Genomic DNA, 25,600 nt, shown 5'->3' on the forward strand with positions numbered 1-25,600 from the left:
CATCAGATTGGTAGCCTAGAATTCCTAAAAATGAGGTGGCGCGATGAGTTCGTTTGATAAGACAATGAAATTTAATTTCTCTGAAGAACCTTTTGATCAGGATATTAAGCAAATTCTTTTCACTGTACATGAAGCATTAAAAGAAAAAGGTTATAATCCAATTAATCAAATCGTTGGTTATTTATTGTCGGGAGATCCTGCCTATATTCCGAGACATCAGGATGCACGTAATTTGATTCGTAAAGTGGAACGAGATGAAGTTATTGAGGAATTAGTTAAATTCTATCTTGAAAAACAAAGGGAAAATTAAATGAAATTAATCGGATTAGATGTCGGTTCCAAAACAATTGGAGTCGCTGTAAGTGATACCTTAGGGTGGACAGCCCAAGGTGTAACAACGATAAAGTGGGATGAGAACAATATAACATCCGCAGACGAAGAGTTAAAAAACATTATAAATGAACATGAAGTAGGGAAAGCTATTATTGGCTTACCTAAAAACATGAATGGTACAATTGGTGAAAGAGGAGAAGCATCCCAGGCTTTTGCAAAGCATGTGGAAGAGGTACACGGTATTCCAACTGAATTATGGGATGAGAGATTGACTACAATGGCAGCTGAACGTGTTTTATTAGAAGCTGATATGAGTAGGAAAAAACGAAAAAAAGTGATTGATAAAATGGCAGCAGTAATGATTTTACAAGGTTACCTTGATCAAAAGTAAAGGAGTGTCAACATGGCATTAGAAGAGAAAGAAAGAATAATTATCCCAGACGAAAATGGGGAAGAACATCTATTTGAGGTTTTATTTACTTTTGATGTGGATGAAACGAATCAATCCTACATTGCGGTGGTACCTGTAGAACAAACAGAAGATGAAGAAGTGGAAGTATATGCTTTCCGCTATGAAGAGCAAGAAAAAGATGATGATGATCTGTCACTATTCCCTATCGATTCTGAAGAAGAGTGGAACATGGTGGAAGAAATGCTAAACACATTGGCAGATGAAGAAGAAGAGAATAAATAAGCATATACAGAATAGCTGATGTCATTACCGACATCAGCTATTGTTTTTAAAGTGGTTTGACGCTATAACTTATGGGGAGATTATCCAATGAGTCACAAAATAGATAAACTCCGACGTAACTTTTCGTCTTTAGCGTATAAAAATAACTGTGTTGCTGGCAAGTTCACTGAAATATTGAATCTGAATGCACCACCGCTACGGAAAACACTGCGCTTTTCGGGGGCGGCTGATGAGCCTCCTCATGCTAACGCATTCCGGGGTCTCACCTATGCCTCATCTCCCCCAGAAGTCTCCGTATTTTCCTCCGCTTAAGTGTTACTTTTTAGCGTTAAATAAATTTAGTATTAGATGTAAAAAGGTCACTTTATATCGTCAAGTACAAGTGAATGGCCCACTCCGCATTTGAAATATTAAAGCTCATACAAATTGATTGGAGTGTAGGGCGGCGACTCCTGCCGGAATAGCATGAGCTGAAGACCCTGGACGTAGCGAAGCGGAGGAAGCGGCTGAAGCCATGCCGGGCGGCAAAGAAGACACTGTGAGGTTACGAACAGATGTCGCGCTTGTACCCGGAGGTGTGAAAGCGTCCGCCTGAAACGCAAATCAATGGGGCACTTCTCCTCAAATATTTCACTGAGCTTTTCATTTCATCAATAAAGATACGTCGCAGTTTACTCCAACTATGAGATAACGTTTGTATGTCAGTCAGTATTTGTAATAGAATATGTTATTTAGAGTCATTTGATAAACAATATAAGGATTTTAATGGAATATGTTATCGATTTTTAGTATAATATAGCGGGTGAGAGGGGGGCGTTTTATGTCCGATAAAGAAAAACAAGGTGATTTCAAAGAAAATCTCGCAGTAAGAAGTGAAGAGGCAAGAACAGTAAGAAAAATTGTAGCAATTATAATTATTTCACTTCTCCTAATAATTATAATTGGGGGAGTATCAGGTTATCTATTCATAAAATCTGCATTGCAACCGGTCAATCCAGAGAGCGATGAAAAAATTGAAGTGGAAATTCCAATTGGCTCTTCGACTTCCACAATTGCTTCCATTCTTGAAGATAAAGGTGTTATAAAAGATAGTCGAGTATTTCGCTTTTACATAAAATTTAAAAATAAAGCTGAATTTCAGGCTGGAGATTATACTTTTTCACCAGCTATGACGATAGATGAGATTATTCAATCTCTAAAAAAAGGTAAAGTTATGGCAGATCCTTTATACACAGTTACGATACCAGAAGGTAAAACAATTGAAGAAATGGCTGTAATTTACTCTGAAAAACTACCTTTTACAAAGAAAGAGTTTATGGAAAAAGTAAATAACCGTGACTATATTGAAGAACTAATGAACAAATATCCAGCTGTTCTTAAAAAAGACATACTAAATCCAGAAATTCGTACACCTCTCGAAGGGTATCTCTTCGCAGCAACATACGACTTCTATGAAAAAGATCCTAAAGTAGAAGTGGTGATCGAAAATATGTTGAAAAAGACTGAGTCTGTTTTAAATAAGTACTTGGATGAAATAGCAGCTTCAGATTATACTGTTCATGAAGCACTAACTTTTGCTTCGTTAGTTGAAAAAGAAGCAAGTACAAAAGAGCAACGGAAAGAAATTGCCAGTGTTTTTGTTAATCGTCTAGAGGAAGGGATGAAGCTTCAAACTGATCCCACTGTATTATATGCCTTAGGAAAACATAAAGACAGAGTGCTTTTTGAGGATTTGGAAATAGAATCTCCATATAACACATACCATATAAGCGGTTTACCAGTTGGTCCTATTGGTAATTTTTCTGAAAGCTCGTTAAAGGCTGTTATCAACCCAGTTGAGTCGGAATACTTGTATTTCCTTCACGATGGTGAGGGGAATATATACTATTCAAAAACATTGGATGAGCACAAGGAATATAGGAAAAAGTATATTGATTAGACAGAATAAATAGGAAGTGTGAAGTGACTTTCACATTTTCTATTTTATTTCTATTTGTCAAATCATTCTTTGTCTAGATATAATCAGTGTTTTAAAGAATTGAGGGATTATTGTGAATGAGTACGTAAAAAATTATTTAAATGACATCCTACCATCCTCGCCGGAGTGGGCTGAAAAATTAGAGGTTGAAGCTAAGGAAAACCACGTACCTATCATGGATCGTGTTAGTATGAACTTTGTCGTACAGCTAGTTAAAATGAAAAAACCAACGCGAATTTTAGAAATAGGTACAGCGATCGGATATTCTGCCTTAAGAATGTCCGAAGCTTTTCCGGACTCAGAGATTATTACTATTGAAAAAGATGAAGTAAGATATCAACAAGCTCTTAGTAATATAAAAGAAAATAATAAAGAACACAGTATAAAGGTTTTGTTAGGCGATGCTTTGGAGAAGCTAAAGGAATTGGAGGATAATTCGTTCGACTTCGTTTTTATTGATGCCGCAAAAGGAAAATATAGAGATTTTTTTAATCTTTCCGAACGGGTTTTAGTAAACGATGGATTAATTATCTCAGATAATGTATTATTTAGAGGTTATGTAGCTAAACCAGAGGAAGCGCATCGGCGGCATGAAAAAATGGTAGAAAAAATCAGAGGGTACAATGAATGGCTTCTCAATCACCCCCATTTTTCAACTTCCATTGTGCCTATAGGTGATGGGGTAGCCATCAGTTTGAAAACCAATATAAAGGGGAATTGACTTCATGAATAAAAAACCAGTTGTGATCGGTGTTGCCGGTGGGAGCGGTAGTGGTAAAACTTCGGTAACCAGATCGATCTGTAATCGATTTTCCGATAAAACAATTCTCGTTATTGAACAGGATTATTATTATAAAGATCAAAGCCACCTTCCTTTTGAAGAAAGACTGAACACCAATTATGATCATCCATTGGCTTTTGATAATGATTTATTGATTGAGCATTTGCATGAATTAATGAATCATAAGTCAATTGATAAACCGGTATATGATTATAAGATCCATACGCGTTCAGACGAAACAATAAAAGTAGAACCAAAGGAAGTAATTATTTTAGAAGGTATATTAATTTTAGAAGACCCACGGCTTGTTGATTTAATGGATATAAAGGTCTTTGTTGATACAGATGCTGATCTACGAATAATTAGACGTTTATTGCGTGATATAAAGGAAAGAGGGAGAACATTGGATTCTGTGATTGATCAGTATATAAATAATGTTCGGCCATCCCATTTACAATTTATTGAACCAACAAAGCGTTATGCTGACATAATTATCCCTGAAGGGGGACAGAATTTAGTAGCTATTGATATTATGGCAACTAAAATAGAAAACATTTTGTCGAAAAACAAGGAAAAATAATTTCAGAAGCAAACTATTGAAAAATTAAATAAAGTCTGCCATAGTAAGTTTTAGCATCTTTTTATTAATTGGGCTAAAATGCTTAGATGGCTCATATAGTATATTATTTAACTGTTAGGAAGATAGAAAAAGGAGTGTATTTCATGGCAATCGAAAAAAGTTATTATATGACACAGGAAGGTAAACAGAAATTAGAAGAGGAATTACATTACTTAAAGACAGATAGAAGACAGGAAGTAGTTGAAAGAATTAAAGTGGCACGTGACTTTGGTGATCTTTCTGAGAACTCCGAATATGATGCAGCAAAAGATGAGCAAGCATTCGTTGAATCACGTATAGCTCAAGTAGAGAAAATGATCCGTAATGCGGTTATAATAGAAAATGATAATGATAATCCGAATGTGGTTTCTTTAGGGAAATCTGTAACTTTTCAGGAGCTGCCTGATGGTGATGAAGAAACATATATGATTGTGGGAAGTGCAGAGGCTGATCCTTTTGAAGGTAAGATTTCAAACGATTCTCCGATGGCTAAAAGCTTATTAGGGCAAGAAGTCGGAACGGAGGTAGCGGTGGTTACCCCGGGGGGAGAAATTCAAGTTAAAATTGTGAACGTTGAATAGAAGTCCCGCTTGAATTGTATAACGGAAAGCAAAAAAGCGAGGATAACTCGCTTTTTTTGTTTTTCTACAAAATACATATAGCTTGTTATTCCAAATTAGATACGATTACAATGATAATTAAAGGGGGAAGAGAAATGGCTAATAATAATGACTCAAGAGTTGATAAGTTTGAAAAGCGACGAAAGACAACGAAGTCTATATCCGTATTACTTATTTTAGGTGCTGTATTGCTAATCCTTCTTATTGGTATTTGGATATTTGGCGGTGGGGATAAAGAGAAAACTACGGATCAGACAAAGCCGTCTTCCCAAGAAGAGCAAAATTCTACTGATGAAGAGAACGAGAGTTTTTATGAAAAAGAATCTACTGAAGATACGGAAAATGGGAAAGAGGAAAGTAGCTCAGAGGATGAAGAAAATACGGATAAAGAAGATGAGAAACAGGGAGAGATAGAAAAGCAAGAAATTGATTCTTCAGATGAAAATGTATTAAAAGCTTATACTGCGGACTGGAAACCAATAGGCACAGAACAGGAGGAACCTCATACCACCAACTATAGTGATGGTTCTCAAGATCGAATTGAAATTAAAGAGGCTGTATTAATGGTAACGGATATTCCAGAACAAAAATTGGTTATGCATTGGGTAGGCAACGGAGGAGATCAAAAAGTAGAAGCAACTGTCTCGAACGAAGATAACAGTGAAATATATCGTGTTTACTTATCTTGGGTTGAAGGTAAAGGTTGGCAGCCAACCAAACTAGAAGAGTTAAAAACGGTTAAATATTAAACCGGTTCAAATGGAGGAAATGATATGATAGGCATTATAGGAGCAATGGACGAAGAAATAGCTTTGCTAGTCAGTAAGACGAGTGAAAAGGAAGAAGTATTGATTGCTAATTGTGTATTTATTAAAGGAAAAATAGATGAGAAAGAAGTGGTTATTTTAAAATCTGGTATCGGGAAAGTAAATGCTGCTATGGCAACGACTATACTGCATGAAAAATTTAACCCTTCTCATATCATTAATACTGGCTCAGCAGGAGGTTTTTCCAATAAATTGGAAGTAGGAGATATTGTGATCTCTACGGAAGTAGTTCATCACGATGTAGATGTAACAGCATTTAATTATGCCTACGGACAAGTGCCCGGTATGCCAGCAATGTTCTCAGTAGATGCGGAGTTGGCGGCCAAAGCTATAGCAGCTGTACAAACCTTGCCTATCTCTTATGAGCAAGGTATTATTGCTACAGGTGATTCATTCATGGATGATGCTGAACGTGTAGCTTGGGTGAAAGGAAAATTTCCAAGCATGATTGCTGCAGAAATGGAGGCGGCCGCAATAGCCCAAGTTTGTCACCAATATAATACACCATTTGTAATCATAAGGGCTTTATCAGATATTGCTGGTAAGGAGTCCTCTATTTCATTTGATACATTTTTACAGAAGGCAGCAGAAAATGCAGCCAATTTAATTTTGTCAATGTTAAAAACTCTATAATAACACCATAAATTACCTACTTCACTCTACCGTAAATTATGTTACTATTTTTATGGAAGGAAAGGGGAGGTAAAATGAAAGATAAGAAGAAAGAATTAGAGAATCAACTTATAGACTATCAACGTTTTGTTTCCGCATTGTTAATCTTAAGCAGTTATTTATATATGGGTGGTCTTATAAAAACATATTTACAACCATCCTCTCATGGTGGAATTTTATTTTTGCTTTCCTTGATTTCAGTATCAGCTGGAATATGGTTTATTGGAAAAGGTAAAGGAATTCAAGATAAAATTAGTCAAGAGCGCTAATCTATACTTAATTATAGATAGCGCTCTTTTTTATTTAATTTTGGATGGAGAGTGTTGGAAGAGGTGTGTTACATTATTTGAGTTTTCTTTCTCTGCGATAATACTCGTGAAAGACTTTCATTAAAGCTCTTTTTTCAATACGTGAAACGTAACTTCTAGAGATATTTAATTTCTTGGCAATTTCACGTTGCGTCATTTCTTCATAATCGTTCAATCCGTAGCGGTATACAATTACTTCACGTTCACGTTTATCCAGTATGCTGAAGTAGTCTTGCATTCTTTCTATTTCCATATTTAATTGTATATATTCTAATATATTTTCGTTTTCCGCCTCTAAAATATCTATAAGACTAATCTCATTTCCTTCCTTATCCTGGCCGATTGGATCTTGGAGGGAAACGTCCTTTTTAACCTTCTTTAATGCTCGTAAATGCATTAAAATTTCATTTTCTATACACCTTGCTGCATATGTTGCGAGTTTTGTTCCTTTACCAGTAGAAAAGCTTTCTACTCCTTTAATAAGCCCAATAGTGCCAATTGAAATGAGGTCTTCAACATCCTCTCCTGTATTTTCAAATTTTTTAACGATATGTGCAACTAAGCGCAAATTATGTTCGATGAGTTTATTTCTTGCTTCTTCGTTACCTTCCTCCATTAACTTAATATACTTTGCTTCTTCTTCTTTGGATAGTGGTTGCGGAAAAGCATGATTTTTCACATATGAAACAAAGAATAAAGCTTCTTTAATTAAAAGCCCGAGAACACTTAGAATTCCGGACAAACTATAATCACCTCCTTAAAATAACAAACTACAACATTTAATCATTGGTACTTTCTCCATCTGAAAGATCGCCACCCCACCCACAAAGTACTGGTGGGCTTATGCCTATATAACATTCCTATGTCAACAGTGAAAGTTTTGTGTCTGTCCAATAAAAATAAAAGGTTTTAAAGTAAGAATCTTTTTTGGATATATGTAATAGTAGTTCTAATCTAAGGAGGAGGAGAAGATTTTACCCTTGATTTCAAAAAACCATTGCGCTAAAACTGGTAACTTATTTAACAAAGGGATAAGTATACAAAAATCGATGAAAACATGCTGAAGTTTAAGATGTCTAAACGAGTAAATTATTAAAAAATTAAATTTTATAGTTTGGTTCTACTGCAAATGTCGGGCCCAATTTCAGCTCGTAAATTCAATGTAGGAGGAAACTGCGACCTAACTAAGAATATAGAGACTGCGTAAATCACCGCTACGGGGAAATATTCCGCTTTCCGCGGGCGGCTGATGAGCCTCCTCACGCTACGCGTTCGGGGGTCTCATTGAGGCCTCTCCTCCCGCAGGAGTCTCCATATTTCCCCTTCGCTACTAATTATTATTATATCTACGAAGAAAAACTGCGTTCGCATACACCCAGAATGTGTTGTGTACGAATTGATTAGGAGTGGAGGGCGGCAATCTAAGAACGCCACGTCCTGTGGCAACGATTGCATGACCAACGTCCTGTTGGCCCGCGACTCCTGCCGGAATAGCATGAGGCGAAGACCCTGGACGGAGCGTAGCGGAGGAAGCGGCTGAGGCCATGCCGGCGGAAAGCGTCCGCCTGAAACGCAAATCAATGGGTGCTTCCTGTGTAAAATGAATTACTCCATTCTCAACAAGTTACGTCGTAGTTTATCTATATTGAGAATCATTGTCTAAAACTAAAATATATATTAGATTCTATAATTTAAAATTCCTAAGAAAAAAAGTGACTGTGGTTTACAGTCACTTTAAAGGTTGCTTCTTCTTATTATAATTTTGTATTGCATCTTCATACTCATCTGTACGGCTTTTTAGGTAAGGTTTTACACCTTTTTGGTGAGCAGCCCGGGCGATCATATGAGCAGATACCGGAGCTGTTAACAAAATAAATACAACAGCCAATAATAACTTACCACTGACAATTCCGTGCGATCCGTACAAGAATAAAAAGCCACCGATTAGAATACATGCAATCCCCAATGTCGAGGCTTTTGTCGCAGCATGAAGTCTTGTATACACATCTGGAAATCTCACTATCCCTATAGAAGCTGACAAAATAAAAAATGTTCCAACAAGGATAAATAGGATAACAAGTATATTGATAATTATATTACTCCAAATTTCTATCAATGATAACACCCTTTTCCAGATATTTGGCAATAGCTAAAGTTCCCAAAAATGATAGGATCCCTATTAAAAGGACTACATCATTTAGTTTGGAGGTAACGATAGAGATGGATAATAGTCCTGCTAAAGCCATTATATTAATACCCATTGTATCTAATGCTACCGCTCTATCAGGCTGAGTAGGGCCTATCATTACCTGGTAAAGCAATAAGATTAGTGAAGCAGCTATTCCAATAAAGCAAATAACCAAGGAGACTTGAAGGATTTGCTCTGTTAACTGTAGGAAATCATTCATCTTGTCACCTCCATAATTGCTTTCTCAAACGTGTCTTTAATTGAGTTTATAGACTCTTCCGTATCATCAATATCCATTGCATGTATAAATAATTGAGTATTATCATTGGAAATAGCAACTGAAAGGGTACCTGGTGTTAATGTAATTAAATTGGCAAGTAATGTGATTTCCCAGTTACTCTTTAAGTCTATTGGCAATGCGAAAATACCTGGTTCTACATTCGGCTTTGGAGTATAGACAACTTTAACAATATCAATATTTGAAGAAATCAGTTCTTTAATAAATAATAAGATTAAACTGATAATCTTAATAAATCGTCGCAGATAAAAAGTATCAGGCACAAACCTATTTAATAGTAACAATAGTAGAACACCTAATAAGTATCCTGCAAAAAAATTAGTGGCTGAATAGGCTTCACTTAGAAACATCCACATAAAAGCAATAATAAGATTAATAACTATTTGAAATGTCATTTAACATTACTCCTTTAAAACAGAATCGATATATATTTGCGGATCTAATATATAGGCTGCAATCGAATCTATATGTGGATAAACAAATTCAGCACCTACTCCCAATAGAATTGAAAAGGTTAATAGAAAGGCAATGGGAGCAACCAGTCCTTTTGTTGATTTCTTTTCCAGTTTCCCCAACATTTCTTTATCGCCCCAGAAACCATAAATGAAAATCTTCATGATTGAATATAGGATCAATAGGCTGGTAAGTAAACCAATAATTACAATGGCAATATGGCCAGTTGCAAATGCTCCTTTAAGCAATAGTAGCTTTCCGATAAAACCACTGAAGGGTGGAATACCAGCCAGAACAAATGCGGAAATAAACAATAACCAACCAAGTACAGGGTAGTAATGAATTAAACCGCCCATTTTTCTTAAATCAGATGTACCTGCTACATAAACAATTGCACCCACTAGTAAGAAGAGTACAGACTTGATAATCATGTCATGGATTAAATAATAGATAGAGCCACTTATACCATCTATAGTAAATGTACCGATTCCCAAAAGAATGAAACCAATAGCTGGAATGATGTTATACGCAATAATTAACTTTATGTTATTGGTCGATAGTGCGCCGATAATTCCAAACACCATGGAAAGTCCTGCAACCCATATAAATAATTCATGGGTTAATTCTAGCTTATAGACAAAGATTAGGGAGAACACACGAAGAATGGAGTAAATTCCAACCTTCGTCAATAACGCTCCGAATAAAGCTGATATGACAGGATTAGGCACAATATAAGATTTAGGAAGCCAGTAATACAGCGGAAATAGGGCCGCTTTCGTAGCAAATACGAAAAAGAGTAATATTCCAATGGTGGTTAATATTCCTTGTTGCTCTACTTCTTGTACGCGCTGACCAATCTGAGCCATATTTACAGTACCAACAACAGCATACAGGAAGGCTATAGCTGTAACGAATAGCATAGAAGAGAAAAGGTTTATTAATAAGTATTTTAAAGACTCTCTTAACTGCACCTTTCCGCCACCTAAAACAATTAAACCATAGGAAGCCATGAGAAGTACTTCGAAAAATACAAATAGGTTAAATAAATCTCCAGTTATAAAAGCACCTGAGACACCTGTGATTAAGAAAAAGAAAAAAGGATAGAAATAATAGCTTTCCTTTTTTTCCAGTCCTGCATGTGGTGCATAAAAAGCACAAACGGTTGCTACAAGGTTTGTAGTTAATATAAGCAGGGATGCAAGGGAATCCATGACGAGAATAATCCCATATGGAGCAACCCATGCACCTGTTTCCAAGATAATTGTTCCATCAGTAAATACCTTCCAAACGATATAGCAAGAAACCAAAAGACTTATCACAGAAAATAACTGTGTTAACTTTCTTGATATATTCACCTTTGAATTGAAAAAAATAAGTGTAATTGCTGATACCAATGGAAGGATGATTGGTAAAACTGCTAAATTACTCATTTGATTTACCCCTTAATTGTTCCATATTATCTGTATTGTTTTCTTTCGTAGTTCGGTATGCCAATACCAGTAAAAGACTCGTTACTCCAAAGCTAATTACAATGGAGGTTAGAATTAAAGCTTGGGGAAGGGGGTCTGTATAGTCAGTTACGCCCTCCGTAAGAATAGGTGGCTGGCCTGTTTTAAGTTTCCCCATTGTTAAAATAAAAATATGGGCGCCATGAGACAGTAAAGCTGTCCCGATTACGATTCGTAAAAGCTGTTTTTGCAGCAAATTATATATGGCTGTTGCGAAAAGTATCCCTGCTAAAATGGATGTAATAATCTCCATTATTGAGCCCCCTTATCTTTTTTGAGTTTGATGAGGCCAATGATGGCTAATGCTGCAATCCCCAGAACAGCTATCTCAAATAATGTGTCCAGTCCCCGCATATCAACTAAAATGACGTTAACAATATTATGTCCGCCACCAAGTTTATAAGAAGTTTCAACAAAATAGTCAGAGATGGACTCAAACCAGTTACTGCTATGAGCTGAAATAGCGACCATCGTCATAAGAGCTCCAAAACCAACCGAAATAAGCATGTTTGTCATTTTCGTTCCTGCACTATCAGTAGTTTTACGCATTTTGGGCAAATGATAAAAACATAACAAAAATAAAGCTACTGTCACTGTTTCAATTACAAACTGAGTTAAAGCGATGTCAGGTGCTCTGTATACAACAAATAAAATTGCCACACCATACCCTACTACGCCTAGCACCAGAATTGCTGCTATATTATGATTGGTAAAAATAGTAGCTACAGCTGCAATAATCATAATGATAACTACAGATACCTCTAATATAGTTACATCTGCCAGGTAGTCATATTCCAAAGTAAATCCATTTGTAATAAACATAAATACAAAGGAAACAATTAAGGTTGTTGCCAGAATAATTGACATATAGTTCTTCAGGGAGCCAGTCATATAAGATCGAGTAATCGCTCCTGAGATCACATCCAGTTTTTCAACAATTTGGTCATAAACCTTATTTAGACTTAATTTACCAGGTAAGATGGTATATACCTTGCTCCATTTTTTCCTTGTTACAAAAAGGATAATTCCAATGGCTACAACAATTAGTGACATATGAAGTGCCGGACTGTCAATTCCATGCCAAAAGTAAACTTTATGGAATTCTACATCAGGATTGACTGCCTGTGCTGCATGTAAAAGGAACGGAGCATTGACTATATTTGGAAATAAGCCGATTAGAATGACTCCTGCCACAAGTACAATTGGAGAGAGTAACATTCCAATTGGAGCTTCATGTGGTTTTTTAGGAAGTTTATCCAACTGCTTTGGACCAGTGAAAACACCAAAGAAAAAGTACATGGAATATACAAACGTGAAGATACTTCCAAATACCGCTAAATAAGGGATTACTTCAGCTAAAAAGGTCGTGTTTTCTAAATGAAGTGTTGCATCAAAAAACAATTCTTTACTGTAAAATCCATTTAGAAATGGCAGTGGTACCCCCGCCATAGAGAAGGTTCCAAATAACGCAAGTGTAGCTGTTATTGGAAGGAATGTAATCAAACCGCCAAGTTTTCTAATATCACGAGTCCCTGTTTCATGGTCAATAATGCCAGCAACCATGAATAAACTGCCTTTGAAGGTAGCATGATTCAGAATATGGAATATTGCTGCAAACACCGCAGCAGTGGTTCCAAAACCAAGCATCGCCATAATCATTCCCAGTTGACTGATCGTTGAAAATGCTAAGATTGCTTTAAGATCCGTTTGTCGTACGGCCATATAAGAGCCCCAGCACAGAGTAATAATACCTACCAGGCTTACAACAATAAAGAACCACTCACTCCCAGAAAAGATGGGCGAAAAACGTGCAATAAGAAATAATCCAGCTTTTACCATTGTTGCGGAATGTAAATAAGCACTAACAGGGGTTGGTGCTTCCATTGCATCAGGTAACCAGATATGAAACGGAAACTGTGCAGACTTTGTGAAGGCGCCTAATAGAACAAAAGCTAAAATTAAAGGTAAATAAGAACTGTTTAGAATGATATCTACTTGATTGATCATCTCTTGGATACTTGTAGTTCCGGTAACTACCCAAAGCAATATAAATCCACCAAACATGCTTAAACCACCAAATATAGTGATTAGCATACTTTTAAGAGCTCCATACCTTGATCGTTCTTTGAAATGCCAATAGCCAATAAGTAAGAATGAAGAAATGGAGGTCAATTCCCAAAATGTATACAAAACAAAGATATTGTCTGATAACACTACGCCAAGCATCGCTGTCATAAACATGAGCAAGTAGACATAAAAGCTACCAAGTCTTTCCTGTTTACTAAGATAGAAGATAGAATAGAGAACAACAAGTGCTCCAATCCCACTAATTAATAAAGCAAATAGTAAACTTAAACCATCCAAATAAAAATCAAAGTTAATTCCCAAGGATGGGATCCAATTATATGTATGTCGAATTGGCTGGAAATCTTCCCCTAAAAATTGGACAAAATACAAAAATATAAGAAATGGCACGAAAAAGACAAAAATGCCAGTATGTATCTTATCTTTTAATTTACTTAATAATGGAATAAAACATGCAATAATGAGTGGTATTAACACTGCAAATATCATTAAAATTTATCCTCCTCTATAAAAATAAGGCTGTCTAATTATTGCACATTATGTTGCTTAAATAGCCAGCTGTTATACAAAGATACTAGAAGTTGTAATATTACGGGTGTTAAAACACGAAATGATGGTGCCCAATCTTATGTAATTGCATTAAAATGAATGGCTGAAACATGGAGATGAAGCAATTTATTCAAACAATAGTTTAACACAATATAATACCAAGAAAAATAAATAACCCCTATTATTCAGTAAAAATAATAGGGGTTTCCTGTTTCTTCATATTTATAATAGCCAGCAATTTTTATCGGTAATCTTTTGTTTTTAATTTATGAGAAAGATGCCTTCTCTGAATTTCTTCTTCAATTAATGAAAGAAAATCAGCGCTTAGATCTAATTCATATGCTGTATAGTAAGATTCTAGCAATAATTCATCTGATAATTGCTCCATAAATACAGCCCCTCCTAAAAAATTTACTTAAATTTAAACTATTACTAACTTACCATGATCCACATACCATAACAAGACACAGGTTATCTACATTACCCTGTAGATAACCTGTGTGTAAATTAGCTTGTGTAATGGTAATACGCTGTTAGTTCAATGCGAAAATTGTTAATAAAGTTATCCACAGCGCAAATTTTGATGTTATTTGTCGAACGATTCTGGGAATATTTTGCTAGCAATTTTAGGTGATTTTCTTTTGTGAGAACGAAGATTATGGTTTCACTTCAAAAGAATAGTAAGTTATTATAGGATTAAGTTATAATATTATCTTACGGAAGAAAAAAGAGGATAGTATGTTACTAATTAGGAATTATGAGGTGTGACTGTTGTTAAAAAGTTTCTTACCAAATGAACATGTGAAAAGTATATTCGATATACAACCAGAAAAATTAAAGCAACGAGGAATAAAAGGTATTATTACAGATTTAGATAATACGCTCGTAGCATGGAATGTCAGGGATGCCACGCCTGAAGTTATTCAGTGGTTTAAATTGATGAAGGACAATGGAATTAATGTAACGATTATTTCAAATAATAAGAAGGAACGAGTGGAGCTTTTTTCTGAACCTTTAGGAACCCCCTTTGTTTTTAGTGCACGTAAACCATTGAGCCGTGCTTTTAAAACAGTTGCCAAGCAAATGGGGTTAAAAAAGAACGAGATTGTTGTGGTCGGTGACCAGCTTCTAACAGATGTTCTTGGAGGAAACTCTGCAGGGTTCTATACCATTTTGGTCGTGCCGATCGTCCAGACAGATGGGAAAATAACAAAGATAAACCGAAAGATAGAAAGACGTATATTAAATTATATGCGGAAGAAAGGGCAAATTACTTGGGAGGAATAGGAATGGAAACACTTTATTGTCAAGGCTGCGGAGCTGAAATTCAGACTGCCGACCCAGGGATGCCCGGTTATACTCCAAAGGCTTCCCTCAAAAATGAAAACGTTTTGTGTAAAAGGTGCTTTCGTTTAAAGCACTATAATGAAATACAAGATGTATCCGTCTCGGATGATGACTTCTTAAGAATGGTCAGTTCAATAAGAAATGCAGATGGACTAGTCGTGCATATTATCGATATATTTGATGTGAATGGAAGTTTATTGCAAGGACTTCCAAGAATTGTTGGTGATAATCCGATTATTTTGGTAGGTAATAAGATTGACCTTTTACCAAAATCCACGAATGAGCGAAAGTTAATTCAATGGTTAAGAACCTCTGCAAAGGAAGCAGGAATTAAAGTAAAAGATGTCTTTCTTATCTCTTCAATGAAGGGGTATGGTCTCGAAGAACTGGCTACTGAAATAGAAAAATACCGTAATAATAAGGATGTTTATATTGTAGGAACTACAAACGTAGGCAAATCAACGTTTATAAACAAATTGATTAAGCAAACTACAGGTTATGCTAATGTTATAACTACATCTTATTTTCCTGGTACCACACTGGGTTTTATAGAGATTCCTTTGGATGAACAGTCTTCATTAATTGATACTCCTGGAATTGTTAATAAACAGCAAATAGCTCATTATATCTCGGACAAAGATTTGAAGGTTATTACACCAAAAAAAGAAATAAAGCCTAGGGTTTATCAGTTAAATAGCGAACAGACACTATACTTCGGAGGCCTTGCCAGATTGGATTTCATAAAAGGCCAAAAAACTTCCTTTGTTTGCTATTTTGCAAATGAATTGCCGATACATCGGACGAAACTGGAAAATGCAGATGAGCTTTATGCCAATCATATTGGCGAGCTTTTGTCTCCTCCAAGTGAAAAACCAGTAAACAAATCGCTAGAGCTTAAAGAAAATAGTTTTAGGTTAACCGGAGAGAAAACAGATATTGTTTTTCCAGGTTTAGGTTGGGTAAGTGTTGAAGGAGAAGACATTACAATTACTGCCCATAGCCGGGAAGAGGTCGCTGTTTCAATAAGGAAATCACTACTTTAGGGGGAGCGAGTATGGAATACCATCTAGCGTTAATCGGATATCCAATTAAGCATTCATTATCACCATGGATCCATAATACATTTTTGAATAAAGCAGGTTTAAGGGGAAGTTATGAACTTTATGAATTTGACCAGTTAAGGTCTTTTGAAGAGAATGTTAAATTACTGAAAAATAAGAAATACGATGGTTTCAATGTGACCGTTCCATACAAACAAGAGATTATCCCGTATCTTGATGAGATTGATCCTATTGCAGATAAAATGGGTGCTGTAAATACGGTTGTTAATAAACACGGTAGATGGGTTGGGTATAACACGGACGGCGTTGGCTATGTACGCTCATTGGAAGCAGCCTATCCTACTGCACTCTCGGTTGAAAATTGTCAAATTCTTCTTCTTGGAGCTGGTGGTGCGGCAAGAGGTATCTACTTTGCTTTGAGGGAGAGAGGATTCTCCAGAGTAGATATAGCAAATCGCACACAAACAAGTGCTGCTGCCATTTTGGATCTACAGGGCGAATGGGGTGATTGCACGGTTTTATCTATTCAGGAGGCTGAAAAAGCGCTTAAAGATTATGATATTGTAATCCAAACAACCTCTGTTGGGATGAGACCAAATAGTAAAGATTCCATTATTCAAGTGGCTCATGTTAAAGAGAAAGGAATATTCAGTGATATTATCTATCAGCCGTTAAAAACAAACTTTCTGTCACAAGCAGAGGCTGAGGGTGCGCCGATTCATTTTGGACACACAATGCTTTTATACCAAGCTCAATATGCATTTGAAAAGTGGACTGGCGAAAGGGTTCCTTTAGACAATATGGAGGAAGAACTTAAATTAATTTTGGAAGGAAGATAATATGTTAACAGGTAAACAAAAACGTTTTTTGAGAGCAGAAGCTCATCATTTAAAGCCGATTTTTCAAGTTGGTAAAACAGGCGTGAATGAAAATATGATTATTCAGATAAATGAAGCCTTGGAAAAAAGGGAGTTAATTAAAGTTAGTATTTTGCAAAATTGTATGGAAGATAAAGATACAATTGCTGAAGAGTTGGCTGGAGGTACCCAGGCAGAAATAGTACAGATTATCGGTAATAATATTATCCTTTATAAGGAATCTAAAGAAAATAAATCGATTCAATTACCATAAGAGGGTGTTATAATGAAACGCGTAGGTATTCTGGGAGGAACGTTTGACCCCCCTCATCTAGGGCATATGATCATTGCTCAAGAGGTTCATCAATCATTAAACCTGGATGAGGTATGGTTTATCCCTTCACACATCCCTCCACATAAGAATACGACAAAAACAAAGGTCGAAGATAGGGTAAATATGGTGCAGCTGGCTATACAGGGGAACTCTTACTTTAAAGTTAACACGGTAGAATTAGATCGTTTCGGGAAATCATATACCTTTGATACAATAAAAGCACTAAATAAAGAACACTCAAGCTACATGTTTTATTTTATTATAGGAGCTGATATGGTTGAGTATTTGCCGAAATGGCATAGAATTGATCAACTAATTAAACTTGTGCAATTTGTTGGTGTGAAAAGGCCAGGTTTTTCTTTAAGTTCAACATATCCAGTAATAGAGGTAGAAGTTCCTCAATTCGATATTTCTTCTACCTTCATTCGTAATCGGATTAAAGATAATCAGCCATTTTCATATTTTACCCCTGAAGGCGTGATGAATTATATTAAGGAGAAACGATTATATGCAAATGGAACAAGCGGTTGAGTATGTCAAACCTCATTTAACAAGAGCAAGGTTTGAACATACATTGCGAGTAACTGAGACGGCTGTAAACTTAGCAGAAAGATATGGAGTTTCAAAAGAAAAAGTGGAATTAGCTGCTATCTTTCATGACTATGCAAAATACCGCCCACTCGAAGAAATGAGAGATTTGATAAAAAATAATGAGTTGCCCGATAATTTATTGATGTTTCATCATGAATTATGGCATGGTCCTGTAGCAGCATTGTTAATAGAGAGAGAATTTGGCATCCATGATGCTGATATAAAGGGAGCAATTCGCTACCATACAACTGGAAGGGCGAATATGAAGGATATAGAAAAGATTATTTTTATTGCTGACTATATAGAACCTGGAAGAAACTTTCCTGGGGTTGAAGAGGTTAGAGAAGTGGCTCTATCTGATCTTAATTATGCCTGTTGGATGGCGCTTCGAAACACAATTGAATTTTTGATGAAAAAGAAAGCAACCATCTACCCAGACACATTTCATGCATATAATGATCTTACAAGATTTGTAAACGGAGGTAATCGTTAATGGAGGACAAAGATTTATTACAGATAGTAGCAACAGCTTGTGATGATAAAAGAGCAGAAGAGATTGTTGCTTTGGATATGAATGAAGTTTCTTTGGTAGCTGATTATTTTTTAATTTGCCATGGTAGTAACGAACGTCAAGTTCAGGCAATCGCTAGAGGAATAAAAGATGCAGTGGAAGAAGAAGGAATGTCTATTAAACGTATAGAGGGCATGGAACAAGCTCGTTGGGTGCTCGTTGATCTAGGCGGAATTGTCTGTCATATTTTCCATAAAGAAGAAAGAAGCTATTATAATTTAGAGCGCTTATGGGGAGATGCTGCACAAGTTACGTTGCATGTTGGGCAGGAAAAATAGCATGGCATATGAGAAAATGGCCGATGTTTATGATACGCTAATGGCAGATGCCCCTTATGATCAGTGGATTGAAATGAGTTTGAAGTTATTTAAACAATGTGATAAACCAGTTAAAAAGGTAATTGATCTAGGGTGCGGTACAGGCGAAATCAGTGTACGTCTTGCTAAAGCAGGTTTCGAGGTCACTGGTGTGGATTATTCGACTGATATGCTTGCATATGCAGAAAGAAAGTCAACGAAAGAGAGTACAAACATTGATTGGATTCAACAGGACCTCAGAGAACTGGAAGGTTTTAAAGAAATGGATGCAGCGGTATGCTACTGTGATGTTATGAATTATCTTACTGCCGAGAGTGATTTAAAAAATGTTGTTAAAAGAATCGCAGACTCATTAAAACCGGGTGGCGTATTTATATTTGACGTACATTCAATGCAACAGGTAGAAAATAATTTTATCGATCATACATTTGCAGAAGTAACAGAGGATACCTCTTATATTTGGTTCTGTACGGGCGGAGAACATCCTGGAGAAATGTATCACGATTTAACATTTTTCCACAGAGAAGGGGACAGATACGTTCGGTTTGATGAAGAACATTTTCAACGAACATATCCAATATCTTTTTATGAACGGCTATTGTTAGCAGCCGGTTTTCAAAATATAAAAATATATGGAGATTTTTCAATAGAGACAGAAATAAATGATGAGACCGAGAGGGTATTCTTTGTGGCCCAGAAAAGAGTAGGATGAAATATCCTATTCTTTTTTTAATGAAGGATTTTAAGTGATTATGTCGAATATGAATTAGGGAAGACCCCATCATTAAGCTATTTTCAATATCTGTATTAGCTTCAGGGTAAACTAGACCCTTTAATCATCCCCCTATTATTAAATAAGGAAGTGAAACCTCATTGAAAATGACGATTAGAAGTGCTGGCTTTATTCTGATTATTGTATCGGTAGTGGTTATTTTTTTAATAATAACCCGAGACGAAGAACCGCAAGCCCAGCAAGAAGTTCCCCCGCTAAATATTTCTACAACAGAACAACTCGAGCAAGAAAATACCTCCAAAGAAAATACAAAAATTATAGTTGATATCAAAGGAGCTGTTACGAAGCCGGGAGTTTTTGAAATGCCTGCTGAATCAAGAGTAAATGAAGCAATCAAACGAGCGGGTGGGTTCACGACAGAGGCTGATCAATCACAAGTCAATTTAGCACAGAAAGTCCAGGATGAAATGATCATAAATGTTCCTGTTAAAGGAGGAGAAAGTCAAACACAGGGCGTAGTTAGTAGTACGCAAACGGGAAAGGTGAACATTAATTATGCCCCACAAGAAGAAATCGAAACATTAAATGGAATAGGTCCTGCAAAAGCGCAAGCAATTATTCAATTTCGCGAGGAACATGGTTTTTTCAGTAAAGCGGAGGACCTTCTTCAAGTTCCAGGTATTGGTGAAAAAACGCTCAATAATTTCATCGATGATATTCAAGTACCGTAAGCTGATTGACGTAAATAATACAATAAAGGTAAAATTGTATGGGGATTAATAAAATAAATTTAGTTTCCATCTAAGAAAGCTTCATTTTAACTCAATTTGGCAATAAATTTTAGAGAGTAAATTGTTTATATAGGGAGAGTAAATAGTATGGAAAGAATTTCATGGGACCAATATTTTATGGCACAGAGCCACTTACTGGCATTGAGGAGTACATGTACACGATTAATGGTAGGTGCAACCATTGTTCGGGATAAAAGAATTATAGCAGGAGGGTACAATGGAAGTGTTTCCGGTAGTGTCCACTGTATGGATGAAGGCTGCTTCGTAATAGATGGTCATTGTGTAAGAACAGTGCATGCTGAAGCTAACGCTCTTTTACAGTGTGCCAAATTTGGGGTTCCAACAGAAAATGCAGATGTATATGTAACGCATTTTCCATGTCTGCAATGCTGCAAGCAACTTATCCAAGCAGGAATAAAAACGGTCTATTACGCAGAAGATTACCGTAATCACCCATACGCAGAACAATTATTTAAAGAATCAGGAGTAAGAACGGTAAAAGTAGAACTTGATTATCTGGCTGTTGATACAAAATATCGTCAAAAACAAACATTTGTCGATGGTTTACTTGAAAAGCTTGAATTATCAAGTCTAGACAAGGAAGAAATAACACAAATTAAAAATGAAGCTGAAAAGCTATTTCAGTATACAACGGAATAGGGAGATCAACCATTGAAAGGTTACTGGTATATCATTCCCGTTTCTGTTACTCTCAGTTTCTTGACAAAAAGTCTAATGAATTACTGGTTTTTAGGGCTCTTTTTAATATGGTTATTTTATCTTTACCATAAACAACGATTAGGGATGTTTCCTATCCTACTATCCCTAATCGTATCTCTTTTTTTCACTTGGTATATCCCTTCTCCAACACAACTCGAAAACGCCTCGCCACATCTTCTTGAAAAAAAAGACCATCAAATGATTGGAAGAATTACTAGTCCTATCGTGGAAAATAGAGAAAGCCTTCAATTTTTGCTTAAGGACAAATCACATGATAATACGGTACAAGTAGTTTATTTTAACGGTGAGCATGATACAGCTTCCGCAACAGGTCTGCTTCATACGCTCAAGTATGGTGCTACATGTGAAGTCAAAGGTGTTATTGAAGTACCAGATCAATCCACTAATCCAGGACAGTTTAATTACCGGCAATACCTGACTACAAAAGGAATTCATTACCAACTTGTTGTTAATCAAATCTTTGATATGAAATGTTCCGGTTCTGGATATATGCATCGCGTTTACAAGCTTCGAGACAACTTAATCACCTATGTTGTAAAAAAACTTCCGGAAAACACTTCCGCATGGTTAAGTGCAATTGTATTTGGAGATGATTCTTTACTTCCTAAGGACACAATAGAGTTATTTCAAAGATGGAGTCTATCTCATCTGTTAGCAATTTCTGGCTTACATGTTGGACTTGTATTGGCCTTGTTATATTTTACTTTGGTCCGTCTATTTGGCTTAACAAAAGAAAATGCACAATGGAGTATTCTTTTATTTTTGCCACTTTATGCGGTGTTGGCTGGTGGAGAACCCTCGGTTATTCGCGCAAGTGCTATGGGGTTTGTTTTTATTGCATTAAATAAACTGCATATTAAATGGAGTGTTTCAGATGTATTAAGTTTCATTTTTCTTCTACTTCTTATAGTTGATAAATATATTATTTATCAAATTGGATTTCAGTTTTCGTTCCTTGTAACATTCGGTATACTGCTTTCACATAAGTGGCTCCTGCAAAATGGTTCTTCATTTTTTCAGATGCTTAAGCTCAGTTTTATCTCTCAACTGATGATCCTACCCATATATTTAGCTTATTTTTCTACATTTCAACCATTTTCAATTCTTTTAAATATGATTATTGTTCCTTACTTTTCATTCTTCTTAATACCTTCACTTTTCATCCTGTTCATTTTGTCTCCGGTTAAGCCAATTGCTTCTATTATAAGCTCATTAGTTAACTTTTTGCAGGAATATATGCTTGCATTCGTGACATATATTGACAGTTCTTTTTCAGCATCATTAACTACAGGTACTTTACCATTGAGTATTACTGCTATCTATTATGTCTTCTTCTTTCTTTTAATGAAAAATCTTCACTACAAAAATTTAATTAAAGCATTTGGCTATGGTATTTTACTCGTTGTTGTTTTGTTAAGTGGAGCGATAAAACCTTACGTATCGGATATTGGGTATGTCACTATGTTGGATATTGGTCAAGGAGATGCTTTTGTTTTGGAACTACCTTATCGAAAAGGAGTGGTACTAATTGATGCTGGTGCCAGTTTTTCCTTCGATTCTGGAGAACCAACTGAAAAAGTATACAAACAAGTTATCAAGCCATATTTATTGTCGCGTGGAATAAATAAGATAGATGCAATATTTATATCACACGAAGATACAGACCATAATGGGAGTTTATCGTTTATTATGGAAGAATTTAAAGTTGATGCCGTAGTTGTAAGCCAATTTTACGAATTTGCGATACAGGATATAGCTTCGTTGAACAAATCAGGTGTAGAACTATTACGGTTAAAGGAAAATACGTCGGTAGAGATCGGTGGAGAGTCGTTTAAGATTTTGGGTCCGAAGAAAGATCAAAATTCATCCAATGCAAATTCATTAGTGGTCTATGGTGAGCTTGGGGGCGAAAGCTGGCTTTTTACGGGGGATATTGGAGTAGAAGAAGAGCGAATCCTTTTACTGGACTACCCAGACTTAAAAGTAGACATACTAAAAGTGGCTCATCATGGGAGTAATACTTCAACAGATGATGAATTTATTCAACAGTTGCGTCCAAAATATGCTCTCATATCTGCAGGCAAAAATAATAGGTATGGGCATCCGACTCAAGAAGTAATCAATACGCTGGAAAAATATGAGATTACTGTACTAAGAACAGACCAAGATGGCGCTGTACAATTTCGTTTTAAAAAGGGTAACCAAGGAACATTTTATAGGCAACTCCCATAGAATGTGGTTAAGAGAACAAAAATAAATAAAAATGAAAAAGAGACTGGTAAATATCAGTCTCTTTATGATGAATCATTAAGTAAGCACTTCTGACCTTGTTATGATTTCCGAATTATTGGCCAATTACGCTAATTGCTGCACCGATAGCAAAAATTAAAATAAAGAAAATAAATGAGAAAGCAAAGCCTTTCATGGAATCGACAACATCATTATTTTTTGATTGTACATTTTTTTCAAATTCGTTCACATTTACCCCTCCTATATCACCATTAGTATAAATTAAATGATGGAAAAAATCCACTTTAGAATAAAAATTGTTCCTAATTATATACATCTCCAAATATAGAAAGAACTAACAACTATACTTTTCAGCATGCGGGATAACATAAGGTTACGAGCGAATCCCGTTTAAAGGTCAGTTTCTAGAGCTGGTTTTTAAACGTTGATATAGATGATCGGGGAAAGTGCCCACACGCTTTCCTCGACTTTACTCTTGCTATTAAAGGAAACACACTTTACCATATATTTTATATACATAAATGGTGGAGTGAAAGAAATGTCATATATGGAAATAATGAAAAAGGTTAAAAATAAACAAATAGCACCAGTTTATTTATTATACGGTTCAGAAAATTACTTTATACAGAAATTGCAAAAAGAAATAAAAAGACAAGTGCTTGGTAAAGAAATGGATAATGTGTCATTTTATGATTTAGATGAAACACCGATACAAGAAGTAATTGGGGATGTAGAAACTTATCCTTTCTTTGGGGAGAGAAAGTTAGTTATTGCAACTAAGCCTTCTTTTCTTAAAGCTAAACCAGAGAGGACCACAGTGGAACATAATTTGGAAATACTAGAGAATTATCTCTCTATGCCGGTTGACTATTCCGTGCTTATTTTGATAGCACCATATGAGAAAATTGATGAACGGAAAAAGCTGACTAAAGTGCTTAAAAAGAATGCAGACATTGCAGTGTGCAACCCAATAAAAGAGTATGATGTAAGAAAATGGATAGATAATTTGGCTGGCCAGTTAAGAGTGTTCATTGATCAAGATGCTTATGACATATTTGAAGCAGAACTATCCACCAATTTGAATCTCCTGGAAAATGAATTGAAAAAGATGGCTTTATTTGTTGGAGAAAAAGGGACGATCACGAGAGCAGTTGCTGAGAAATTAATATCACATACTGCGAACAGCTCTTCATTACGGTTAGTGGATACTGTGATTGATCGAGATTTAGCCCAGGCAATTGCTATTTATAAGGATTTGGAAAAAATGAAAGAGGAACCAATAGCATTAATTGGTTTATTAGCCTTCCAATTTCGTACCATTTTGCGTGTTAAATTATTAAAGCTTAAAGGATACAGTCAATCACAAATGCAGAAGCAACTTGGGGTTCATCCGTACGTAATAAAAATTGCCCTGGCAAGAGAAAAGAAATTCACTGTAGAAAAATTAGAAGCTGCGATGGATAAGTTGGCTCAAGCTGATGCCTCCATGAAGCAGGGGACAATGGAAAAGGATTTAGTTTTTCAGCTGTTATTATATGACCTTATTAACGAATAATGAGACCAAGAGGGGGAGGCGCTGGATCTGGAAGTGGTGAATCCAGTAATAATTTACAGATTTTAGATTATGGTTCTATTGCAAATGTTGGAGCACAAACGTTATCTGTTACTTTCATAGTTGGAGTAAAACGCGACCTAACTTGTGGTGGACGGAGTAATTCATTTTACAGAAGAAGCACCCATTGATTTCCGTTGCATGCGGACGCTTTCACACCTCCGGGTACAAGTGCGACATCTGTTCGTTACCTCACAGTGTCTTCTTTGCCGCCCGGCATGGCCTCAGCCGCTTCCTCCGCTACGCTCCGTCCAGGGTCTTCGCCTCATGCTATTCCGGCTGGAGTCGCCGCCCTCCACTCCAATCAATTCGTACACAGCATATTCTGGATCTATGTGAACGCAATTTTTCTTCGTAGATATAATAGGAAATAGTAGCGAAGGGGAAATGTGGAGACTCCTCGAAAATGAAAATACACATTTTTTTCGTGCGATGCCTTGCTGACGAAGCTTTCCTTGTCCTGCGGGAGGAGAGGCCTAGGT

31 protein-coding genes are annotated in these 25,600 nt (G+C 36.1%); 22 read left to right on the forward strand and 9 right to left on the reverse strand.

Going from position 1 to position 25,600, the window contains the following annotated elements:
- Positions 1–43 precede the first annotated feature (43 nt).
- The 10 genes from X953_RS08860 (at position 44) to X953_RS08910 (ending at position 6,793) form a co-directional block, all read left to right on the forward strand.
- On the forward strand, positions 44–310 hold the full coding sequence (locus tag X953_RS08860) for an IreB family regulatory phosphoprotein (RefSeq protein WP_040955244.1): 267 nt from the start codon (positions 44–46) through the stop codon (positions 308–310).
- Positions 311–724, forward strand: coding sequence for a Holliday junction resolvase RuvX (gene ruvX, locus X953_RS08865; RefSeq protein ID WP_040955245.1), 414 nt, complete (start codon positions 311–313; stop codon positions 722–724).
- A gap of 12 nt (positions 725–736) precedes the next feature.
- Positions 737–1,027, forward strand: coding sequence for a DUF1292 domain-containing protein (locus tag X953_RS08870; protein ID WP_040955246.1), 291 nt, complete (start codon positions 737–739; stop codon positions 1,025–1,027).
- 820 nt (positions 1,028–1,847) lie between these two features.
- Complete coding sequence (gene mltG / locus X953_RS08880; protein WP_040955248.1) at positions 1,848–2,966, forward strand: endolytic transglycosylase MltG; 1,119 nt, start codon at positions 1,848–1,850, stop codon at positions 2,964–2,966.
- Positions 2,967–3,078: 112 nt separating this feature from the next.
- On the forward strand, positions 3,079–3,726 hold the full coding sequence (locus X953_RS08885; RefSeq protein ID WP_040955249.1) for an O-methyltransferase: 648 nt from the start codon (positions 3,079–3,081) through the stop codon (positions 3,724–3,726).
- A 4-nt stretch (positions 3,727–3,730) separates the two neighbouring features.
- Complete coding sequence (gene udk, locus X953_RS08890) at positions 3,731–4,366, forward strand: uridine kinase (protein WP_040955250.1); 636 nt, start codon at positions 3,731–3,733, stop codon at positions 4,364–4,366.
- A gap of 143 nt (positions 4,367–4,509) precedes the next feature.
- Positions 4,510–4,986 (forward strand): transcription elongation factor GreA, encoded by a 477-nt coding sequence (greA, locus tag X953_RS08895; protein ID WP_040955251.1) that lies wholly within the window; start codon positions 4,510–4,512, stop codon positions 4,984–4,986.
- A gap of 134 nt (positions 4,987–5,120) precedes the next feature.
- On the forward strand, positions 5,121–5,774 hold the full coding sequence (locus X953_RS08900) for a YrrS family protein (protein WP_040955252.1): 654 nt from the start codon (positions 5,121–5,123) through the stop codon (positions 5,772–5,774).
- 24 nt (positions 5,775–5,798) lie between these two features.
- Positions 5,799–6,485 carry a 5'-methylthioadenosine/S-adenosylhomocysteine nucleosidase gene (gene mtnN, locus X953_RS08905; RefSeq protein ID WP_040955253.1) on the forward strand — a complete coding sequence of 229 codons (687 nt, stop codon included), beginning with the start codon at positions 5,799–5,801 and terminating at the stop codon, positions 6,483–6,485.
- A gap of 74 nt (positions 6,486–6,559) precedes the next feature.
- Positions 6,560–6,793: a YrhC family protein gene (locus X953_RS08910; protein ID WP_040955254.1), complete on the forward strand. Its 234-nt coding sequence runs from the start codon at positions 6,560–6,562 to the stop codon at positions 6,791–6,793.
- A 73-nt stretch (positions 6,794–6,866) separates the two neighbouring features.
- Here X953_RS08910 and sigK read toward each other — a convergent pair whose 3' ends face one another.
- The 8 genes from sigK to X953_RS08950 form a co-directional block, all read right to left on the reverse strand.
- Positions 6,867–7,574 (reverse strand): RNA polymerase sporulation sigma factor SigK, encoded by a 708-nt coding sequence (gene sigK, locus X953_RS08915; RefSeq protein WP_040955255.1) that lies wholly within the window; start codon positions 7,572–7,574, stop codon positions 6,867–6,869.
- 987 nt (positions 7,575–8,561) lie between these two features.
- Entirely contained in the window at positions 8,562–8,948 is a 387-nt protein-coding gene (gene mnhG, locus X953_RS08920; RefSeq protein ID WP_040955256.1) for a monovalent cation/H(+) antiporter subunit G, read from the reverse strand.
- The gene (locus X953_RS08925) at positions 8,929–9,240 is read right to left on the reverse strand and encodes a monovalent cation/H+ antiporter complex subunit F (protein ID WP_040955257.1); all 312 of its coding nucleotides are present in this window, start codon (positions 9,238–9,240) and stop codon (positions 8,929–8,931) included. Before X953_RS08925 ends, mnhG begins: the two co-directional genes overlap by 20 nt.
- Positions 9,237–9,713: a Na+/H+ antiporter subunit E gene (locus X953_RS08930; protein WP_040955258.1), complete on the reverse strand. Its 477-nt coding sequence runs from the start codon at positions 9,711–9,713 to the stop codon at positions 9,237–9,239. Before X953_RS08930 ends, X953_RS08925 begins: the two co-directional genes overlap by 4 nt.
- Positions 9,714–9,719: 6 nt before the next feature.
- The gene (locus X953_RS08935; protein ID WP_040955259.1) at positions 9,720–11,201 is read right to left on the reverse strand and encodes a Na+/H+ antiporter subunit D; all 1,482 of its coding nucleotides are present in this window, start codon (positions 11,199–11,201) and stop codon (positions 9,720–9,722) included.
- Positions 11,194–11,532 (reverse strand): Na(+)/H(+) antiporter subunit C, encoded by a 339-nt coding sequence (locus X953_RS08940; RefSeq protein WP_040955260.1) that lies wholly within the window; start codon positions 11,530–11,532, stop codon positions 11,194–11,196. Before X953_RS08940 ends, X953_RS08935 begins: the two co-directional genes overlap by 8 nt.
- Entirely contained in the window at positions 11,532–13,853 is a 2,322-nt protein-coding gene (locus tag X953_RS08945) for a Na+/H+ antiporter subunit A (protein WP_040955261.1), read from the reverse strand. The genes X953_RS08940 and X953_RS08945 overlap by 1 nt, the downstream gene beginning before the upstream one ends.
- Positions 13,854–14,154: 301 nt before the next feature.
- The gene (locus X953_RS08950; RefSeq protein ID WP_040955262.1) at positions 14,155–14,301 is read right to left on the reverse strand and encodes a sporulation histidine kinase inhibitor Sda; all 147 of its coding nucleotides are present in this window, start codon (positions 14,299–14,301) and stop codon (positions 14,155–14,157) included.
- Between the two features lie 383 nt (positions 14,302–14,684).
- Here X953_RS08950 and X953_RS08955 point away from each other — a divergent pair, with 383 nt between their 5' ends.
- The 11 genes from X953_RS08955 to X953_RS09005 all read left to right on the forward strand — a co-directional run bounded on the left by X953_RS08955 (position 14,685) and on the right by X953_RS09005 (position 23,488).
- Entirely contained in the window at positions 14,685–15,200 is a 516-nt protein-coding gene (locus tag X953_RS08955; protein WP_040955263.1) for a YqeG family HAD IIIA-type phosphatase, read from the forward strand.
- Positions 15,201–15,202: 2 nt separating this feature from the next.
- On the forward strand, positions 15,203–16,303 hold the full coding sequence (gene yqeH, locus X953_RS08960; RefSeq protein WP_040955264.1) for a ribosome biogenesis GTPase YqeH: 1,101 nt from the start codon (positions 15,203–15,205) through the stop codon (positions 16,301–16,303).
- Between the two features lie 11 nt (positions 16,304–16,314).
- Positions 16,315–17,160 (forward strand): shikimate dehydrogenase, encoded by an 846-nt coding sequence (gene aroE / locus X953_RS08965; RefSeq protein WP_040955265.1) that lies wholly within the window; start codon positions 16,315–16,317, stop codon positions 17,158–17,160.
- A gap of 1 nt (position 17,161) precedes the next feature.
- Positions 17,162–17,452, forward strand: a complete 291-nt coding sequence (yhbY, locus tag X953_RS08970; protein WP_040955266.1) for a ribosome assembly RNA-binding protein YhbY — start codon at positions 17,162–17,164, stop codon at positions 17,450–17,452.
- A 12-nt stretch (positions 17,453–17,464) separates the two neighbouring features.
- On the forward strand, positions 17,465–18,043 hold the full coding sequence (locus X953_RS08975; protein ID WP_040955267.1) for a nicotinate-nucleotide adenylyltransferase: 579 nt from the start codon (positions 17,465–17,467) through the stop codon (positions 18,041–18,043).
- Positions 18,021–18,596, forward strand: coding sequence for a bis(5'-nucleosyl)-tetraphosphatase (symmetrical) YqeK (gene yqeK / locus X953_RS08980; protein WP_040955268.1), 576 nt, complete (start codon positions 18,021–18,023; stop codon positions 18,594–18,596). The genes X953_RS08975 and yqeK overlap by 23 nt, the downstream gene beginning before the upstream one ends.
- Entirely contained in the window at positions 18,596–18,952 is a 357-nt protein-coding gene (gene rsfS, locus X953_RS08985; RefSeq protein WP_040955269.1) for a ribosome silencing factor, read from the forward strand. The genes yqeK and rsfS overlap by 1 nt, the downstream gene beginning before the upstream one ends.
- 1 nt (position 18,953) lies before the next feature.
- On the forward strand, positions 18,954–19,703 hold the full coding sequence (locus X953_RS08990) for a class I SAM-dependent methyltransferase (RefSeq protein WP_040955270.1): 750 nt from the start codon (positions 18,954–18,956) through the stop codon (positions 19,701–19,703).
- 167 nt (positions 19,704–19,870) lie between these two features.
- On the forward strand, positions 19,871–20,455 hold the full coding sequence (locus X953_RS08995; protein WP_040957055.1) for a helix-hairpin-helix domain-containing protein: 585 nt from the start codon (positions 19,871–19,873) through the stop codon (positions 20,453–20,455).
- 147 nt (positions 20,456–20,602) lie between these two features.
- Positions 20,603–21,175: a ComE operon protein 2 gene (locus X953_RS09000; RefSeq protein ID WP_040955271.1), complete on the forward strand. Its 573-nt coding sequence runs from the start codon at positions 20,603–20,605 to the stop codon at positions 21,173–21,175.
- A gap of 12 nt (positions 21,176–21,187) precedes the next feature.
- Complete coding sequence (locus tag X953_RS09005) at positions 21,188–23,488, forward strand: DNA internalization-related competence protein ComEC/Rec2 (protein WP_040955272.1); 2,301 nt, start codon at positions 21,188–21,190, stop codon at positions 23,486–23,488.
- A 112-nt stretch (positions 23,489–23,600) separates the two neighbouring features.
- Here X953_RS09005 and X953_RS19490 read toward each other — a convergent pair whose 3' ends face one another.
- The gene (locus tag X953_RS19490) at positions 23,601–23,735 is read right to left on the reverse strand and encodes a YqzM family protein (protein ID WP_040955273.1); all 135 of its coding nucleotides are present in this window, start codon (positions 23,733–23,735) and stop codon (positions 23,601–23,603) included.
- 309 nt (positions 23,736–24,044) lie between these two features.
- Here X953_RS19490 and holA point away from each other — a divergent pair, with 309 nt between their 5' ends.
- Positions 24,045–25,061, forward strand: a complete 1,017-nt coding sequence (gene holA / locus X953_RS09015; RefSeq protein WP_040955274.1) for a DNA polymerase III subunit delta — start codon at positions 24,045–24,047, stop codon at positions 25,059–25,061.
- Positions 25,062–25,600 lie beyond the last annotated feature (539 nt).

It is taken from the genome of Virgibacillus sp. SK37 (assembly GCF_000725285.1).
In the GTDB taxonomy this organism is placed as follows: domain Bacteria; phylum Bacillota; class Bacilli; order Bacillales; family Amphibacillaceae; genus Virgibacillus_Q.